The 18,318-nt window shown below is 36.6% G+C and carries 15 protein-coding genes and 3 pseudogenes; 15 read left to right on the forward strand and 3 right to left on the reverse strand.

Translation table 11 applies throughout. The features are described 5' to 3' along the window. Window positions 1-13: 13 nt before the first annotated feature. The 15 genes and pseudogenes from DET63_RS18365 to DET63_RS18435 form a co-directional block, all read left to right on the forward strand. Window positions 14-301, forward strand: a pseudogene (locus DET63_RS18365) (Rpn family recombination-promoting nuclease/putative transposase); the annotation flags it as partial. A 242-nt stretch (window positions 302-543) separates the two neighbouring features. Continuing rightward, window positions 544-732: pseudogene (locus tag DET63_RS30460) on the forward strand (hypothetical protein). A 160-nt stretch (window positions 733-892) separates the two neighbouring features. Further along, window positions 893-1,312, forward strand: a complete 420-nt coding sequence (locus tag DET63_RS18380) for a hypothetical protein (RefSeq protein ID WP_113937420.1) — start codon at window positions 893-895, stop codon at window positions 1,310-1,312. A 66-nt stretch (window positions 1,313-1,378) separates the two neighbouring features. Then, complete coding sequence (locus DET63_RS18385) at window positions 1,379-1,729, forward strand: PrgI family protein (RefSeq protein WP_113937421.1); 351 nt, start codon at window positions 1,379-1,381, stop codon at window positions 1,727-1,729. Then, window positions 1,730-2,644: a hypothetical protein gene (locus DET63_RS18390; RefSeq protein ID WP_113937422.1), complete on the forward strand. Its 915-nt coding sequence runs from the start codon at window positions 1,730-1,732 to the stop codon at window positions 2,642-2,644. Window positions 2,645-2,646: 2 nt separating this feature from the next. After that, window positions 2,647-4,752: a VirB4 family type IV secretion system protein gene (locus DET63_RS18395; RefSeq protein ID WP_113937423.1), complete on the forward strand. Its 2,106-nt coding sequence runs from the start codon at window positions 2,647-2,649 to the stop codon at window positions 4,750-4,752. A 30-nt stretch (window positions 4,753-4,782) separates the two neighbouring features. Further along, a complete protein-coding gene (locus DET63_RS18400) occupies window positions 4,783-9,174 on the forward strand; it encodes a TrbL/VirB6 family protein (protein WP_113937424.1) in 4,392 nt (1,463 codons plus the stop codon). Further along, the gene (locus DET63_RS18405) at window positions 9,171-11,381 is read left to right on the forward strand and encodes a lysozyme family protein (protein WP_113937425.1); all 2,211 of its coding nucleotides are present in this window, start codon (window positions 9,171-9,173) and stop codon (window positions 11,379-11,381) included. Before DET63_RS18400 ends, DET63_RS18405 begins: the two co-directional genes overlap by 4 nt. A gap of 16 nt (window positions 11,382-11,397) precedes the next feature. After that, a complete protein-coding gene (locus DET63_RS18410; RefSeq protein WP_113937426.1) occupies window positions 11,398-11,973 on the forward strand; it encodes a hypothetical protein in 576 nt (191 codons plus the stop codon). 167 nt (window positions 11,974-12,140) lie between these two features. Further along, on the forward strand, window positions 12,141-12,524 hold the full coding sequence (locus DET63_RS18415) for a hypothetical protein (protein WP_113937427.1): 384 nt from the start codon (window positions 12,141-12,143) through the stop codon (window positions 12,522-12,524). Further along, a complete protein-coding gene (locus DET63_RS18420) occupies window positions 12,521-12,820 on the forward strand; it encodes a DUF2325 domain-containing protein (protein WP_002169762.1) in 300 nt (99 codons plus the stop codon). The genes DET63_RS18415 and DET63_RS18420 overlap by 4 nt, the downstream gene beginning before the upstream one ends. Before the next feature lie 316 nt (window positions 12,821-13,136). Next, a complete protein-coding gene (locus tag DET63_RS18425) occupies window positions 13,137-13,331 on the forward strand; it encodes a hypothetical protein (RefSeq protein ID WP_235661826.1) in 195 nt (64 codons plus the stop codon). Window positions 13,332-13,349: 18 nt separating this feature from the next. Beyond that, complete coding sequence (locus DET63_RS18430; protein WP_113937429.1) at window positions 13,350-13,778, forward strand: hypothetical protein; 429 nt, start codon at window positions 13,350-13,352, stop codon at window positions 13,776-13,778. Window positions 13,779-13,861: 83 nt separating this feature from the next. After that, entirely contained in the window at window positions 13,862-14,035 is a 174-nt protein-coding gene (locus DET63_RS30315; RefSeq protein WP_181777932.1) for a hypothetical protein, read from the forward strand. Between the two features lie 784 nt (window positions 14,036-14,819). Continuing rightward, window positions 14,820-15,503: a CPBP family intramembrane glutamic endopeptidase gene (locus DET63_RS18435; protein WP_113937430.1), complete on the forward strand. Its 684-nt coding sequence runs from the start codon at window positions 14,820-14,822 to the stop codon at window positions 15,501-15,503. Between the two features lie 154 nt (window positions 15,504-15,657). Here the strand turns inward: DET63_RS18435 and DET63_RS18440 are convergent, their stop codons facing one another. The 3 genes and pseudogenes from DET63_RS18440 to DET63_RS18450 form a co-directional block, all read right to left on the reverse strand. Further along, window positions 15,658-16,092, reverse strand: coding sequence for a hypothetical protein (locus tag DET63_RS18440; protein WP_113937431.1), 435 nt, complete (start codon window positions 16,090-16,092; stop codon window positions 15,658-15,660). After that, complete coding sequence (locus tag DET63_RS18445) at window positions 16,089-16,295, reverse strand: helix-turn-helix transcriptional regulator (RefSeq protein ID WP_016121334.1); 207 nt, start codon at window positions 16,293-16,295, stop codon at window positions 16,089-16,091. The genes DET63_RS18440 and DET63_RS18445 overlap by 4 nt, the downstream gene beginning before the upstream one ends. A gap of 525 nt (window positions 16,296-16,820) precedes the next feature. Next, window positions 16,821-18,255 (reverse strand): annotated as a pseudogene (locus DET63_RS18450) (IS4 family transposase). Window positions 18,256-18,318 lie beyond the last annotated feature (63 nt).

Here is an 18,318-nt window from a genome sequence, read left to right on the forward strand (position 1 = left end):
ACATGAGAAGGTAACAAAAATTTCAGGGGAGATTGTAATGGAAAAAGAATCTATTTTCAAACAAGAAATAGAAGATTGGGAACGTTTAAGAAATAATAAGAGTTTTCTGCGTTACTATGAGGCGAGAGAAAAGGCAATAAAAGATAGAATATCTGAAATAGAAACAGCAGAAGAAAAAGCAAAGGAAAAAGTTAAAAAACAACTAGTCAAAAACATGATTAAAGTAGGAATATCTACAGAAAATGCTGCGGAAGCTGCTGGAATTAGTATAGAAGAGGTTAATGAGATTTTACAAAAATAAAGAATAGATATAAGTAAAAAAAACAGGTGATTGTGACATACACACAATTACCTGTTTTTTTATGTTCTTTTCTCATAAATCAACAGTATATTTCTTGGCTACAAACTTGAATACGCTATAATTAAAGTTAGATTTATTTTTTGAGGAGAAAGAGTAATTATATATTATACTTGCTAAGTATGTAATTTTCACATACTTATTTACTTAATTATTACTACATTATACAGATGTTAGGGGTTATTATGAAAAAGAAAGAAGAAGAATATTATATACATGTGTTTACGCTAAAGGACAAAACTACAAAATCCATAAAAATAGAAACATGGCGTTCATTTAAAGAATAAAAGAATGTTTTAGGTATTACGGACAGTGACATTTTCCAAATTCAAATGATCTTATACGATCCAAACAAAGACAATAAGCAAAAATAAAAGCAAGATGGCAGAAGAAATGTCTATCTTGCTTTTATTTTTGTTAAATATGTAAAGAAAGTCTTGTGTTTTAAAAATCGTATTGCTATAATATAGACGTAATAAGATTTTACAATAAAATAAAAAATTAATCAGTTCGCATATAAGAGAAGACCTCAATATGCGCCATGTCCTTAGGGGACGTGTGCGTGTATTGGGGTCTTTTTGCGTTTTGCGAACAAAAACACCCGGAGGTGCAGGAATTATGTTGAATTGGTTGTCTGCAAAACTTATGACAACATCAGTAGGAGATTTTTTACTGGCAAAAAGTAGTTTTACGGGGGGGCTTGGTGGTAATGGCGGTAAAGGCGATGCTTCAACTGTCCAAACTAGTATGAATACCCTTGTAAAAACATTAATTGGTTTTGGTAGTATTTGGGTAGTTGCTTGTGTTGTATTCGCAGCTATTAAACTTTCTGGTGCGCAAGGGAAGAACCCTGAAAACCGTACACAAGCTATGGTTGGTTTAGCTTGTGCGGCAATTGGAGGCTTTGTCATGATCAAAGCGTACGACATCGCTGCTTGGGTTGCAACAATCTAACATAAGAGTTTGTACAAGCTCTCCTCCATTTGGGGAGAGCTTCTCTTATACAAGGGAGGAAACAATATGAGAAAAGTAACTGTTCCTGTTGACATGACTTCGGAACAAAAAACGTTGTTAGGTGTATTAAGTAAACGCCAATTGATTTATCTATTAGGTGGCGGGGCGGCTCTTTATTTATATGTACCATTTTTATGGCGGCTATTTGCACCTATTGATGCGGTAGTAGCGTTTTTTATTTGCTTAATTTTAGCAATACCAATGGTAGTAGGTGTAATAGCGTTTGCTTTTATTTATAAAGAAAAACAACACATGTATCTAGATAGATTTTTACTTATCAAAATGCGTAGCCGTTCCGAAAAAGGGAAGTGGAGAAAAGGGTACGAGCCAACTATATGGGTAAAGGAGAATGTATAGATGTTGGAAATGATATATTTTGCGGTGATAGCCATTGTAGGGTTTTTCTTTTATCGGAAAATGAACGGGAAACCGCTGTTTGGGTTTAAAAAAAAGGGGAAAAAGCAGGGCGGGGTAGAGAAACACATTGCTGAAAAAGGCGGAAAGAAAAATAGAAAGAATATGCCTCCTGAATCAGAAGTTGATGAGGATAATGTTGATTTCTTTAGCACTTTTGTAGAGGACATTAAGGAAATTGACAATCATATGATTCGGTATCATGATGACACATTTGTCCTAATCGCGGAAGCGCATCCAGTAAACTATTACTTACTTTCCAACATGGAACAAGAAGCAATTGATATCAAAATTGAATCATGGTTAACAACATTAGAGTTTAATACAAAAGTATATATCCAAAGTAAATTTGTAGATTTAACAGATCCTGTACGAAAAATGACAGAAACGATGAAAGGTGCGAAGGACCTTACACCAGAGACAGTACTATATGGTCAAGAAGTTATCGATAACTTAGAGTACTGGCAACGTTCGCAGCCTCGATATGAGCAAAAGCGTTATTTAATTTACCCATACAAGGTGGATATTAGTACGATCACAGCTGATACAGAGGAAGAATTGGAAGAAAAGATTGTAGATAAAGCGTTTAACGAATTATATCGTCGTTATAATGCTTCGCGAAATTTATTATCAAAAGCAAAAATTAATGTAGAAATGTTAACGAAAGATAAATTGATAGAACTCTTATACGTAGCGTTTAATCGTCGTAAAGCTGTGAAAGCACGTTTCCAAGATTTAATTGAAAATGAAAACTTCTCTCTGTATTCAACAGGTGAAACAAATGAGAGAAAACTAGAGTTAATAAAGAAAGTTCTAGCAGAAGAAAAAGCTGAAAAATCAAATAATGGGGTGGCGTAAATATGAAGTTGTTTGGAAAGAAGAAAAAAGAAAAAAAGAAATTAGAAGCAGAAAAAACAGATGAATTAGAGCTAGAGGAGGAAGAGCAGGAGCAGGAGCAAGAAGAGGTACCCACTCAATTAGATAATCAAACAACCGTGTTTGATGTCATTGCCCCAGAAGGCATGAAAATTGATGCAGAAGACTATGGGGTGATTAAGCAGTCTTTAGGAAGTAATACCTTCTTCCGTCCGTTTTATATTCCACGTGATGGATACCCTCGTATGATGCAAACCAATTGGTTGAACATGTTAACTTCAGATGGGGAAGTCGATGTCATGATTGATATTCATAAAGAGCCAAAAGCGAAAGCGATGCGATCGTTAGATATGCAGCTAACGATGTTACGTTCGAACCTTTCTTTCCAACGCACAAGAGGAAACATTGACCAAGAAAAAGACTTAGATGCAAAAATTCAAGATACAAACAATTTAATGGATGAAATTCAATTTAATGAGAATGACTCCTATATGGTGAGCACGATGGCGGTTGCATATGCAGAATCAAAGAAAGAATTAGACGTTTTATGTGAGTATCTTGAGGATGAAATGCAAGCATCACACTTTAAGATAGCAAGTACTTGGAATCGTGTGAAAAGTGGTTTGAAAGCGGTTATGCCACTAGGTGCACCAAACACTTTGCAAGATACATATCGAAATATCGATAGACGAGCCTTATGTACATTTGCACCGTTTGTGTCAGGATCCGGAAGATTTAATGGTGGTATACCAATAGGAAAGAACAAAATTACTGGGCAAATAGAATTTTTAAATTCGTTCGGGAATGCAGATTATCGCCCACCAAATTATAACATTGGTGTGACCGGGATTTCGGGTTCGGGAAAAAGTTTACTTTTAAAAATGAAATTAGCTCGTGAAACGTCACTTGCAGATACACATGCCATGATTATCGATCCAGAGGGAGAATTCGTAAAAATCACAAAACGTTTAGGCGGTATTAACTTAAATATTTCACCAGAAAGTAATATCATTATTAACCCTTGTGCAATCGCGGTAACAGAACTTCAGATTACAGATAAAGATGAAGAACTAGAAGCACTTGAACAATATGATAAGAAAGAACTCATAGAACGTGATGGAGTGAAGTATGTAAGATTCGTACCAATTTTAGAGAAAATTAATGAAATACTAGGATTCTTTGACATCATTATTCGCGGACAAGATTTTGATCAACCAGGATTAAATGTATTCCAACGTACGATGCTGGAAGATGCGATTCGTGAAGTGTTTGATAACCATGGCATTACTTCCCACCCTTCATCTTTATATGCAGATGAAGTGAAAAAGGTGGAGGGACAATTAATTCAGTCTCAAGTGAGAAAGCCTGAGCCAGAGTTAAAAGAAATCTACGATGTAATAGTAGAACATCATGGGGACGATGTGAAAGCAGAAGAGTTAATTGCCGCGATTCGTCCGTTCTTACGTGATGGTTCCAAACCATTATTTGATGGACAAAGTCATTTTGGCCGTGGTGTGGAAACACAGTTAAATGAATCACGTGTTGTTAACTTTAATATTAGTCATTTAGAAGAAGGATTCTTAAAACCAATCGCCTTCCACGTTATCCTGAACTATATCTGGGAGCATTGGATTAAGAGCCCAGAACACGCTATCAAACGAAAAGTGTTATATGTGGATGAAATGTGGCAGTTTATCGACTATGAACAAACAGTTAACTTCTTAGAAAAAGTAGCACGCCGCTCTCGTAAGAGAAATGCAGGTATGTGTTGGGCAAGTCAGGACTTTGTTCGTATTTTAGAAAATGTAAAAGCACGTGGTATCTTGCAATCCACTTTCTCTTATTTCTTCTTAGAACAAAATAAGATCGATAAGAAAAAGATCCAAGAAAACTTTAACTTAACTGCTGGGGAGCTTGATATTATTCTCAACAACCCAGGAAAAGGAGAAGGAATTTTCCGTGTAGGAGATAGTTCGGTTTGGATTCAAACAGATCCATCAGACAAAGAAATGATGTTCATTGAATCGAATGAAGCAGTACTACAAGAGCTTTTAAATAATATGAAGCAAGTACAAGGGTACGCAGGGTAATAGCGTACCTTTGAAAAGGAAGGTGAAATTATGCTTGAGAAAATAGTAGAGTGGGTCGGAGGCCTAATTATTGTTTTAGTGAAGGCTTTTCTTGGTCCGGTTTATGCGACTTTAGATCCTCTTCCAGTCTTAGTGTTTGGGGGGAATGGGACAGAAGGAAAAGGGACAAATTTAGATTTCTTATTTTCGGGAGATTCCCTAACCAAAGTATTAGACACAGGTATGCCTGTCATGTTTAAGCTTGTTGCTTTTTGTGTCCTCATCAGTGTAGTGATTACAGCAGCAAAATATTCAGCGACAGCTATTAATCCGAATAATCGAACGGCATTAATAGAGTATGCGAAAGATTTAATGATTATCTCGATTTGTCTTTGGCATTTGGATTACTTCTATACTCTTATATTTGATATCAATTCGTGGGTAATAGTAGAGTTCAGAGACGCTATCAATGGAGTAAGTGGTGGGAATTTTGACCCGGATAAGGGTACTAAATTTCTACAGCCTGGATTTGGTGGGGCTGGACTTACAATTACTGAGCTGAGTCTGAAAGGTCATGAAAACGACTATATGTTTATTATATTTGGTTTGTTTATAGAGGCTGGTCTCATCATCTGGGCAAACTTTTACTATTTAATGCGTGCGGTGTCACTATATGTCTTAATGTTAATGGGTCCTTTAATGGTAGGTATGTGGCTGTTCCCACAAAAGAAACAACAGACATTATATTGGATACGTGAATTTATGGGGGCAGTGTTCATACAAGCGATTCATGCAATTACTTTATGGCTCATTATTTCTTTAATTGGAGCAGCAAATAGTCCGTTACTCAAATTAATGTTACTTGCTATGTTTATCCCAATAGGTGAGATTGTGAAAAGTTTTATTGGTCTTAGTACCAATGCATCAGGTGGTATTCATAAAGCGGGTACGATGATGGGTATGGGGGCCTTAGCAAGTGTGGCTGGGCTGGTTAAAGGTGTTCGTGATGACTACCGTAATTCGAAAGCGAAACCTAATGATAAAGGGAATAAAGAAGAGACAAAAGAAGATGCTGACAATCCCAAAAATGCATTGGGAGCGAATTTAGGAACAGATATTGGTACAACATCTCGTGCAGCTCGTATGTTAAAAGCAGGGCAAATTGGAAGTTCAATTGGTAAAGCGGCAACGGGACTTGCGGGTATGGCCGCAGGATCAGGGCTTGGACCAGAAGGAATGGCAATAGGGACAATGGTCGGTAGTAAAGCGGGTGAAATTACTGGTGCGGTTGCTGGAAGAACTGCTGGTGCAGTAGGCGAAGGAGCTGTAGCGTTAGGGAAACATATTGGTTCAAGTGTGAAGAAGGGTACAGATACTTATAATGGGTTAAATAGTGAATCTTATCCAGAACTAACGGATGAAGATATTGCACAGGATTTAGCTACAAAAGATTTTGAATCTTGGAAAGCGGATAATCCTGATTCAGCAGTTACGAGTCGATTAAAACAAGCATTTCCTGGTGCTTCCGATGCAGAAATTGCTAAGAAAGTAGCGAAAACCAATAGTGATCAAATGTCTCGTTTCAAAAATCAGCGTAACCAAGATTTACAAAGTATGAAGAAAAACGCTACACCATATGGAAACGCTAGAGATCTAGTAAATGCTACGACTAACGCATTCCAAAAGGGATATGAGGCAGATCATAAAGACGCGTTTATGAGTCAACTGCCAGAAAATATGTCGGCGGAAGAAAAAGAGAAAAAATGGAACGGCCATCTTAATTCAAAAGTACAAGGGTTTAGAAATCATGCAGAACAAGCGGCAATAAAAGCGGGGGCTATGCCTGTTGATACATTGGCTTCTCAATTTGCACTTGGAAAAGCAGTTGAAGGGGTAAAGGGAGAAACACTAGAGGGTGGTCATCAAAACATGGGACAAGTAGACTCTCTTGTTGGGGCGTCCACTGCTGCATTTAAAAAGGCGTATGATGCAGATCATAAGGCTGGATTTATGAAGCAATTTTCTGCAGGTGTACCACAACAAGAAAAAGAGGCGGCATGGAACAAACATTTGAGTCAGGAAGTCCAAGGATTTAAAAATCATGCACAGAAAGCTGCAGAACAAGCAGGGATTGTACAACAAAAAGATGGGACTAGCTATGCCAATAAGGAAGCTTTTGCTTCTCAGTTATCACAACAATTACAAAGCAATCCAAATAAGCAAGGAAATAACTTGTTTGATAAATCCTATGTGAATAAAGATTCTTTTGCTTCTCAACTTGCATTAGGAAAAGTCGGGAAAGCAGTTGAAGGAGTAAAAGGAGAAACGTTAGAAAGTGGCCATCAAAATATGGGACAAGTTGGTGCTCTTGTCGGTGCTTCTACTGCTGCATTTAAGAAAGCATATACTGCAGATCATAAGGCTGGATTTATGAAGCAATTGCCTGCGAATTTACCACAACAAGAAAAAGAAGCGGCATGGAACAAGCATTTAGGCCACAAAGTACAAGGGTTCGAAAATTATGCCCAAAAAGCTGTAGAGCAAGCAGGTATTGTTCAGCAAAAAGATGGAACAAAATTTGCGAATAAGGAAGCATTCGCTTCTCATTTATCACAACAGTTACAAAATAATCCAAACTTAAATGCAATGGGTGTATCCAGTACTGCGGGCATTCAAAAGGCAGTCAATGGCGTGAAAACACATGGTTTGACAAGTGGATATGGAAGCCAGAATGCAAAACAAGTAAGTAATGTTGGGAACCTGGTACAAGCTTCTACGGAATCCTTTAAACAAGGGTATGCAGGAGAGAACAGGGCAAACTTTATGAAAAACTTGTCTCCAACCATGGCTCAACCGCAAAAAGAGCAAGCTTGGCAGACACATCTAAACCAAAAAGGAAGTGAATTTAAAGCAGTAGCCCAGCAAGCAGCAGTACAAACTGGAGCGATGCCAGTGCAAGCAAAAGATACGAGTGGTAAGAGTCTACATGCCCAGTCGTATATCAATAAGGATGCTTTTGCTTCGCAATTAACGAAAGGTTTACAGAGTCATGCAACCCTTGGGACAGTGAGCCAACAAGTAAGCTCTGGGATTACAAGTTCTATTCAAGGAGTTAGATCACACGGTGTTGCTGCAGGTGGTGCAATCAATAAAGCTGTGTATGCAGCTACACAAACGCAAGCGAGTATGGCGCGTGCAGGAAATCTTTCCGTTTCTGAAATTCAACGTTCGTATGCAGATGCGTCTGCAGGTGTAGCAAGTATTGCACAAAGTGCTGGCAAAATGTCTGTCCCCACTTCAGCTGTGGGACGTATGACACAGCAAAGTAAGATGGTAGGTATAAGTATGATGGAAGGTGCCAAACACTTTGCGCATATACGGGGATTAGAAAACGTATCAAAAGCATACTTTAATGCGTCAGATACTGTTCAGCAGGCAGGAGGGAATGCAGTACAAAAAGCGATAAGTGGAAGTGCAGCTGCTGTTCATACTTCATTAGGAGGTAACGCGGCAGAACGCCATTACAATGTCACAAAAGGATTAAGCTATGCTACTGGTGTGATTGGTGGCGCAGGTGCTTACCAAGCAGCTGCACGTACGGTAAGTAAATATAACCCGTACAATAAAGCAGTTCAAACTGAAGCAAAAGAAATTCAAGAGATTCAGAGAATGGTACCAACAACAACAGACCATACAGGAACGCAATCTGTTGCCAAAGGCGCTGTACGTCTAGTTACAACGAATAATAAGTCATGGATTGAAGCAAAAGATTCCAGTGGAATGACACAGGTTGTATCTCGTTATGGTAGTGGAGATAGTAGTATTCGTTCTGGACAAATGGTATATCAAGATTTAAATATTGCAGACGGGCAGTTGACACAGTACCGAAATGGTATGAAAGCTTCTCCAGCATATATACAAGATTCAAGTGGTGGGAAAATTAGTATAAATCGCTCGATTAATACTAATCCAAATCAATTGGTAGGAAATCAAAATCCAAGACCAATACAACAAAAACCAGTGATAAGTGAACCACCACTTACTGTGAGTCATAAGGTAGACAATGGCCACTTCTATATGTCTGACTTAGATCAAGGTGGATATAAGAATGTACAAATGGTCGTAGAAAGAGACCGTAGTTATATGGTGGCTACCACAACAGAAGGTACAGTTTCACGTATCTCACCATTTGGAAAAGGAGATACACGTTTACAAACAAACCAAAGAATTGAAAGAAATTGTGAAGTAAAAGATAGCAGTATTAAACCAAAAGAAGAAATTTTGGTTACACATATACAGGACGAAGTAGTACGTGCAGAGACACAACTGAATTTATCAGAACATGACCCGCAAAATCTGATTCCATTTGCACCAAACCCGCGTTTAGCACAACGAAAAAGACGAAATGATGAGCATGGAAAGTATGGTGTGACAAGTCTATGAGTCAGAACCCAAACGATCCAAATGAACAGAAAAAAAGCAATCCCTTAAAAGATGTAGCGTCTCACTTTATCAAGAAAAAAGGGATGCAAGCTGGCGGGAAAATGGCAAAATTGGCAGGAAAAGCAGGAAAGGCGGCAGCGAAAGCTGCTGCCAAACTGCTAAAAAAGGCAACGCTTAAAATTGTAGGGTCAATATTAGCCGCGGTTGGATTACCTGCAGCTATCATTATGTCGCTGATTATTGTGGTGTGTGTCATTTTAGCATCTCTTGTACCGTTTACAAAAGATGAAAGTAAAACAGAAGAACAAGTGAAAAAGTATATGGAAGTAGCGATGGCTTTAAATGTGGATTGGAAAGAGGTTGTCGCTTTTGACATGGCGCGTTATGATAATGACCTCACCGGTAAAGATCCACATGATGCCATTTCATATTTTTTGGATATCCAATATGAAGAATATACGGAAAAAGAGGTATGCGAGGCAGGACCAAACGGTCCTTGTGAAAAAAAGAAAAAGGAGATGCAAAAAACAAAATCTGAGAGTTACTCCGGACCAGATGTAAAAAAGATTTTAGGAGATACAGATTTTAAGAAAAAAATAGATGAGATTAATGCTAGTGGTAGTAAAAAGGTGACAACCTCTTCTCATGGGCTAGAGAAAGCGATGGAACTTGCAAAATTTAGTGAGAGTCAAAAAGATCGCGCGCGTGAGATAGTAGCTGCAGGGATGTTAGAGGGAATGTATGGACATCTAGCCCCAACTGGTGGATTTATCGGGGGCATGTGCGTAGGTTCTGTTAGTCCTGGTGGAGAGCCTGTTAATATCAATGAAAAAGTAACAGGTTATCTTCCCAAAATTAAAGAGATGGCAGAAAAACATGGTGTTGCTCAATATGTTGGTATTCTGGCAGCTCAAATGATGCAGGAATCAGCTGGAGCAGGAAATGACCCGATGCAAGCATCAGAGGGACATTATGGAGACTTGAGTCCATCTTGTATAGGTGTAAAGGGAAATGCTCGAATGGGGTGTATTACAGATCCGAATATTTCTATTGAAGCAGGAGTACAGGAATTTAAAGATGTGCTAGGACAAGCGAATGGTGACGTCGCTCTCGCCTTACAGTCATATAATTTTGGGAGTGGTTTTATTAGCTATGCATTAGCAAAAGGCGGTTATTCAGAGGAAACAGCCATTGAATTCTCAAGAAGTAAGGCACATTTAAATCCGGGTGGTTGTTCTGACTCTAATAACTTCCGAACCAAAGTCGGAGCGTGCTACGGGGATTTTACATACGTTTCCAAAGTTTTGAAATATTACAAAGATTTGGGTTGTGTGGCGGATGCATCAGGCGAATGGATTTCTGATAAAGGTTGGAAATGGCCAACGAAATCAGGTCGTATTACAGATACGTTTGATGCTTTTCGTGGTGGAAAACAACATAATGCTGTTGATATTGGAGCTATGACTGCTGGAAAAGCTGGAGATCCTGTATGGTCAATGGAAGCAGGTATTGTAACAAACCAAACAGGAAATGTAAACGGTGGCGGTCTAGGTGTCTATGTAGACCATGGAAATGGTATTGTATCTCGTTACTTACATTTGAGTAAAATATCAGTTGCACCAGGAACCATGGTAACAAAAGGACAAATCATTGGGGAGATGGGCGGTTCTAACTATAATAAAGATACTGGTTTACTTAATATGAATGGATACGCTGTCCATTTAGACTTCCAGATTCGTATTAACGACCAACCAACAGATCCAATGAAATTCTTTAAGAAAAATGATGATCCGGGATTATCATCAGGCGGTTCTCCTGTTATAACGAATGACAAAAGACAAAAGGTACTAGCAGAAGCGAAAAAATGGCTTGGACAAGGAAAAGTGAGATATGTATTAGGGAATCGTAATCCACCGGGTGGCACTTCAGATTGCTCAGGATTTACGCAGTATGTCTTTAGAACAAGTATAGGTGTGCAACTTGGAGAGTGGACAGGTGCTCAAGTTGGACAAGGTAAACAAGTAACAGACATCAATCATGCACAACCAGGAGACCTCATCTTCTATGAAAACCCAGGACACGTTGCAATTTATATGGGGAACCAGAAAATGATTCATATTGGTGATGATAAGGGTGTACAAATTACAGGTCTAAACTATACGGCAAGAGGACAACATATGACTCAAATTCGTAATGTTATAGACTGATAAAGGATGAGAGAAGATGAAGAAAGTAATCAATATTTTGTCCAATATGCCTCGTAAGTACTTGGTGGTATTGGGGGTCATAGTTTTAGTGCTAGGTGTAGCTACCTATAATACCATTCATCGTTACATGATGAAATCACAAGTACAAGAGGAAGAACAAGTAAATCAAGATGAAATAGAGATGCTTGGAGATAAGCCAAAGGAATTTGATACAAAAGAAGAGGAATATATCGCGAAAACAAGAACAGTAGAAGACTTACTACGAAAAATATCTTCCAGTAGTTATGATGTACCATATTTGTTTACAAAAGCTGGATTTGGTATTGAGCCAATGAAAATGACAAGTAATGAGCGCATGCTTGCTACAGAAGCTGTACAACGATATTTCCTGCATGGAGATAAATTCTATAATGCTCGTATTACAAAAATAGAACGCGGAAAAAAAGTAGATACGTACCACATTGAAGTTCAAATTCAACAAGTGAATTTCCTTGAACCACGTCAATTTAAAGTGCAAGTCAATCAATATGCACAAATTGTAACACCAATTGAACAAATTCCGCACGGGCAAGAAGAAGTACCAGTGGATTAAGTGGAACATGAGGGTTGTGGAAGAAAAAACACAACCCTTTCTAAAAAAAATAAAGAGTACCCTAAAAATATTTATTGAATATTCATAATTTTCTGATATAATAAAACCATAGCTAAATGAAATCTATATATATAACTGATTTGAAATAGATATGGAGGAAAGAAAAAATGAGAATGTTATTTGGAACAGCAGCAAACTTTTTTGCGGGATATTCTTCTGGAAGGGGATCAGGATTTTTAGGGACATTATTCGGATGGGCTTTGTTTTTGGGGGGAGGATATCTATTAGTAGAACATTGGGACAGTATCACGGTTTGGATGCATAGCTTAAATATAGTGCAAGGGTTAGACGGTTATGAAGACATGAGTAATGGGTTCATCTTTGTATGCTTGGTCGTAAGTGCTTTTATTTTTATGATGTTGTTACCTATTTTCGCAATTGTATTAATAGTAGGTTTAATAATCATGAATATTGTAGTTTGTACGCTTGTATTGTTAACAACACCAAGTACATACACAAAAAAGAAAAATAAGGAGAGTGAGTGGGAATGAATACAATTCTAGTATTAGGTGGATCAAATGGTAGGACGTTAGAAAAACTAGCGAAAAAAAGAGATTGTCAGGTGATTTTTCATGACGGAAAGAATCATGGTGGCGTAAAGAAGACTTTTCGTAGTGTCATTAAAAAATGTGATGTCATTGTCGTGCAGAAAGGTGCATGTGGACATGTCTCTATTGATGTAGCAAAGGAATACGCAAAGAAGTATGATGTCCCGCTTCTATTTAATCAAGGGTTTGGTGGAACGGGTGCGTTAGAAATAGGTTTAAAACACCTGCAGGCAGCGTGAGATTAGTAGGAAAAGAATATTTCGGTTCATAAATCATAAAATTTTTATATACAGATTATATTTTGGTAGGTTTTAATAATATATAATTTGAATTTCATTCAGGATGGGGATTCAGTATAACCAAAAGTAATAAATAAAAGAGAAAATCCCTGCGGGGACAGGGACTTTTTAGGAGAGATATTGTTGTATAATGTCGAAACTTGGCGAATTCAACAAATTAATATTATCACGAATTTTCAAGTAATTGCGGTGGCTGATGTGTCAAAACTGTGTACGATTTTCATATAAAAGCGTTATTTGGTCGGAAAGGGGGACTATGATGTATCCATTTTATGTAGATGGCGAAAGGGTGTTTTCATTCTCTTACAAGCCAAGTAAAGGTGTTGTTAAAGATGATGATACTGGCAAATGGTACGAAATAACTGAAGTCGAGCAAGGTCGTGGTCGTAAGGTATACGGTAAGGAAACATGCAATTTGGACAGTTGGGATTGGAAACCTTACAAAAATTAATCGAAAAGGGGAATTTATATGTATACAAAAATAGTTAAATACGAAAGAAACGGAATTGGAGCTTGGGATAAAGAGTATAGCAGTATGGAAGTTTTAAAAGAAATGAAACCAACGGAGAACGATTTTTTCGAGAATATCTTAAAAATAGAGGGTAAATTGTACAAGCCTTGCAGCGCGTACGGTGAATATATAGCAGTTGATGAAATTAAAATCAACTACAGTCCTAATGCGGATGTTAGAAATGAAGGTGGTGTTGAATGTCCGTATTGCGGTTTTGTTGATCAAGATACACATGAGTTTTCAAGTAACTCAGGCGAAACGGAATGCACTAATTGTGAATCGGAAATCAAATACGTAATAAACGCCGTTATTAATTCGTTAGGAGAATGTTTAGAAGTTATATGTCATACGGGTCCAGTTAAATTAAATGAACCTATCGAACTTTAACAAAATAGTTATTTGGGAGAAAAAAGTTGGCCAACATTTATTAAATCCAAAACACTGTAATAACAGTAAAGGTGGAATGAAGGATGGAAAGTAATGAGTACAAAAAAGGTTATTTAGAAGGGCAGTTGGATGAAGCGGAAATTGCATATCACAACTTGGCTTCAATCCTTAGTCATATTAATGAAGAACCATCAGATTTTGCTAATGAATATTTGGATGAATTAGCAAAATTTTTAACAAAACATGGTCGTTTGTAATTTATAACAAAATTCTTATTTAACAACAAATAAAAAGAGCGCATTTTTATATGCACTCTTAGTAAGATAGGTGAATGTCTCATGAGATATAAAAAATTCAAAAAATCGTAATCAGATTTTCATGAGTGAATTTTTTATATTGTATTCGTTACTTGGAGTTATTGAGCCTGTCACTATAAAAATAAAGAGCGCTTTTTAAGGCGCTCTATGACCAAGACTCCTATCGAAAAGCTTACCATGATTAATGTATGTATGATTTTAATGTATGTATGATTTTAATGTATGTATGATTTTAATGTATGTGCAGTTTTTTAATAAAATCCTTATTTGAACGTAAAAAACCCTAGAGGGGACTAGGGTCTTTTACATAATAAATCTTTCTGTTTTTAAAAGGACTTACTGAAGATAACACATGAATGTTTCATAAATGTATCAAAAAATGAACGAAATCTTTATTTCATAACAAGCGAAAAAGAGCACACATATAAGTATGCTCTTCGACAAGAAAGGTAGTTTTCTATGAGTGGAGAGTCTCCATACAATAACATATGCTTGTCCAGTTAAAAGGTGAAAAATTTTTAACAAAATCGTTATTTGAATGAAAAGACAACAAACGGAGGGGTTTGCTGTCTTGATAAAAAGAAATGGCACTAAGTATATATTACAGAGGTAACTGGTTAGTAAAAGTATATGCATTATATATATAAATATCACCAAACAAAGGTGATAATTTTTAAACAAAAACGCTATTTTAGAGAAAAAGGTAAAGGATGAATCCAAGAATATGAATAATAGTAATATATACAAATCAGGTTATGTCATTCTTATTTATTTTGTTATGACTCAATTTGTAGGAATTATAGGAGTACAATTACTGGCTAAGACAGGTTGGTATGATATTCAAGGGAATCAGCAACAAGCGATTCAAGAGATCCTTGTACATTGGGAGTTAATAGGGTTTCTGCTTACACTAGGAATCATATTTCTTTTATATAAGAAAGAATGGATTAAAGAACCTAGGCTATCAATCAAATTATCGAAATCCACATGGAGGTGGATTCTTGCTGGAATCGTATTCGTTTTTCTTGCACAGCTGATTGGTAGCTTTTTAGATAAAAGTTTATTCCAGTTATCTACGCAATCAGAAAATACATCTAGCACAGTCGCAGCTGCAGTGATATCACCAATTGCGATTGTATCAATTGTAATTCTTGCCCCGTTAGTAGAGGAACTGGTATTTCGATATGCGACCATGAATATTTTAATGAAGAAGTTTCAAGAAACAGGGAGTATCTTAATCAGTGCATTGTTCTTTGCAATTATGCATTTTGATTTCCCATTTATCTTTGGGTATTTCTGTATTGGGGTTGTATTAGCCTTCGTATATAAACGTTCAAATCAATTATTAGTTTCTTATATTGTTCACGCAGTGATGAACTTCATTGTACTGATGTTGCAAATAATCTAAATAGGAGTAAATAAAAAGACATGCTGGATAAAACAGCACGTCTTTTTATTTAGGGATATCGCTAGCATTTTTGAATAAACTCACGCTAAGCAAAAAATACAATGAGCTGCCCATATAGACAGCTCGTTTACATAATTATCGTTATCGGTATTGCTTAGTCATTTTGCTCCAGATCTTTTTCTTGTTTAATCCTAAGACGGTACACATAAGAAACAGGGATAACTCCACAAATAAATATAATTCCTCCTATCAATAAACCGTTGACCCAGTTGAAGTTTGGGGTAATGGACGTAAGGATGGCAAAAACAAGTGCAATGATTGTGACCACAATGAGACTAATAATTAACGACTTTACTGGATTTTTTAGCTTTCTTTCATGCTCTACACTAACACTCATGTTCAGATAACTGTAGATAATGGAAGTAAGCATGAAAACCATCCATAGTGGGTTCTTTGTCATTCCTTCTATGCCCCCTTTAAAGACTTCATAGCCAAGAATACTGAGAACCCCGATTGTTTGTACTATATAAGCTATTTTTATGTGTTGTAAATTTTGTACTATTAGTCGTTCATCAGTGATTTTTTTCATTCGAATTCCTCCCTATTAATCCAAAAAATCTCATCTAATTTGGCATTCACCGCATAACAAATTTGTAGGCACAATTTTAATGATGGATTATATTTTCCTTTTTCAATTAAACTGATTGTTTGCCGAGTAATACCTACGACATCGGCAAGTTCTTGCTGTGTTAACTCCGCTTTTACACGGGCGAGCTTTACGTTATTTTTCATAGCATATCCTCCAACCTTAATGTAACATATAATTTCCTTAATGTAAATTATATGTTACATTAAGGTTCGCAGATCAGTATTTTTCATTAAACAAAATGGTTTCTTTTTATACAATAATCGGGCCTTTTAGTTGAAGAAGATCCGAAAGGATGGAATGCATACTTTATACACCCTAATTAAAATAACGTCCTATTATCGGTAGCAAAGAAAACGCACAAACCTTTGATACAATTGGGTTTGTGCGTTTTCTTTTTGTATTATTCTATGCATCATTTTATACATTCCTATCCTGGCGTGGGTTTTAGGGTTCTCGTTTGTTATTGGATTAGCCGAAAAACTGTATAAAATCTTGAATGCTCTTAGCATGGTTTTTTTCCGAAATACTGGCGGTACCCCATGCCCATCAAGCTAAGGTTGGGTATTCGATGAACTTCCGTTCTTGTTGCCTACATGCTTGATATTTTGTTTATTTGTTTTTAAAAATACGCATTCCAAATACACCTTGATAAGGTGTATTTTTAAAGATTATGCAGTTTTCTGCTTTAGATTAGATACAGTGTACTGATAAATGACGCCTAAAATATCAAAGACTGTCTTTTTCTCATATCGATGGGATTTCCGTCCGTTTTTCTGTAAGAGGGCAAACAGAAAAACGGAAAATTTTTGATACTTCTTGGGTGTCTTTTTGTATAGCTTCATATACTAAGTACAGATGATCTTGAATCATATAAATTGCTTTATATTCACTTAATTCTTTTTGTTTTTTCTGTAGTAACAGCTGTCGCATTTTGAACATAGTGGAAGAACAAAGAAAAATAGCGATTAACTGTCCATAAAGATGACATTCTAGACGCTCTCGCTTAATATTGTGACAATGATTGATACCAAAAAGAGATTTCCATGTTTTAAATACAATCTCTATTTGCCAACGTAGTGAGTAGATATCATGAACCTGTTCCATCGGAACAATTTCCCATGGTATGTTGGTAATATAAACGTTGATTTCTGTTAATCGTTTACTTTTTTCAGAGTATGTAACTCCTTTTTTCTTTTCAACATAGGTTTGCTGTTTCCTACGTTTATGAGTTTGAGTCGATGTCAGTCTGTATATCACAACTCGTGAGGGTAATTTTTGTTGCCCAATATAGGCATTCCGAATTTCATAAGTATCTCCTGGTTTTATCTGATGCATAATATCTTCAAGGTTAAGTAAAACATATAGGGATTGCTTTTTTACTGTCCCATCCCGAAAGAATTCTGGAGAATCATTTTTTACATATACTCTATTATTTAATTTCAACCGTGAAACATAGAATACACCTCGTTGATCCATCTGGTCTAAATCTTTTAGAGAAAAGTATCCTAAATCTCGAATACATAAATCTCCTGGACGTAAGGAATCTAAACAATCTGTACCAAAGGTTTTATCATTATTTTTACCTGGTTCCATTTGGAAATTGAGGAATTTTCCACTATGTAAATCATACTCTAGCTGAATTTTAATACCGGCTGTTTGTGCACATCCTCCTGAACCAGGATAAATAGTAGCCAAATGATTAGGGACTTGAAAAATAGTAGCATCTAAAATACGTATACGTTGAAAATAAGAAGTATATTGGTTTTGGATTTGAGACGAATCGTTTAGTTGGCTTTTGACTAAAAGAGAAAATATACGCTGTAGAAATAAAATAGCGCATCGGTTAAAACGTTGATTAAGTCCTTCTGGACTCATGAGTGTAGCTGTATTTGCATAAAGTTGACTACATAATCGAGTGAGGGAATCACTTGCTACATGTTGACTAATCCAGATACATAAAGCAGCCAAATCTCGTGCGCCATACTTACTTTTACGTTTTACAAAACCTGTCTCTTGTGCAAGTTGTTGAAGAATATGTGGAGATAGATATCGCTGTAGTTCTTCAGCGAACAAATGAAACTCTTCTTGAATCGAAAGACTCATAAAAAACGCCATCCTTTCTATATATTTCTACAAAAAGAATAGCGTATTTTCATTATTTTTTTG

Origin of the sequence: Bacillus sp. DB-2 (genome assembly GCF_003315125.1) — a bacterium.
Lineage (GTDB): Bacteria > Bacillota > Bacilli > Bacillales > Bacillaceae_G > Bacillus_A > Bacillus_A mycoides.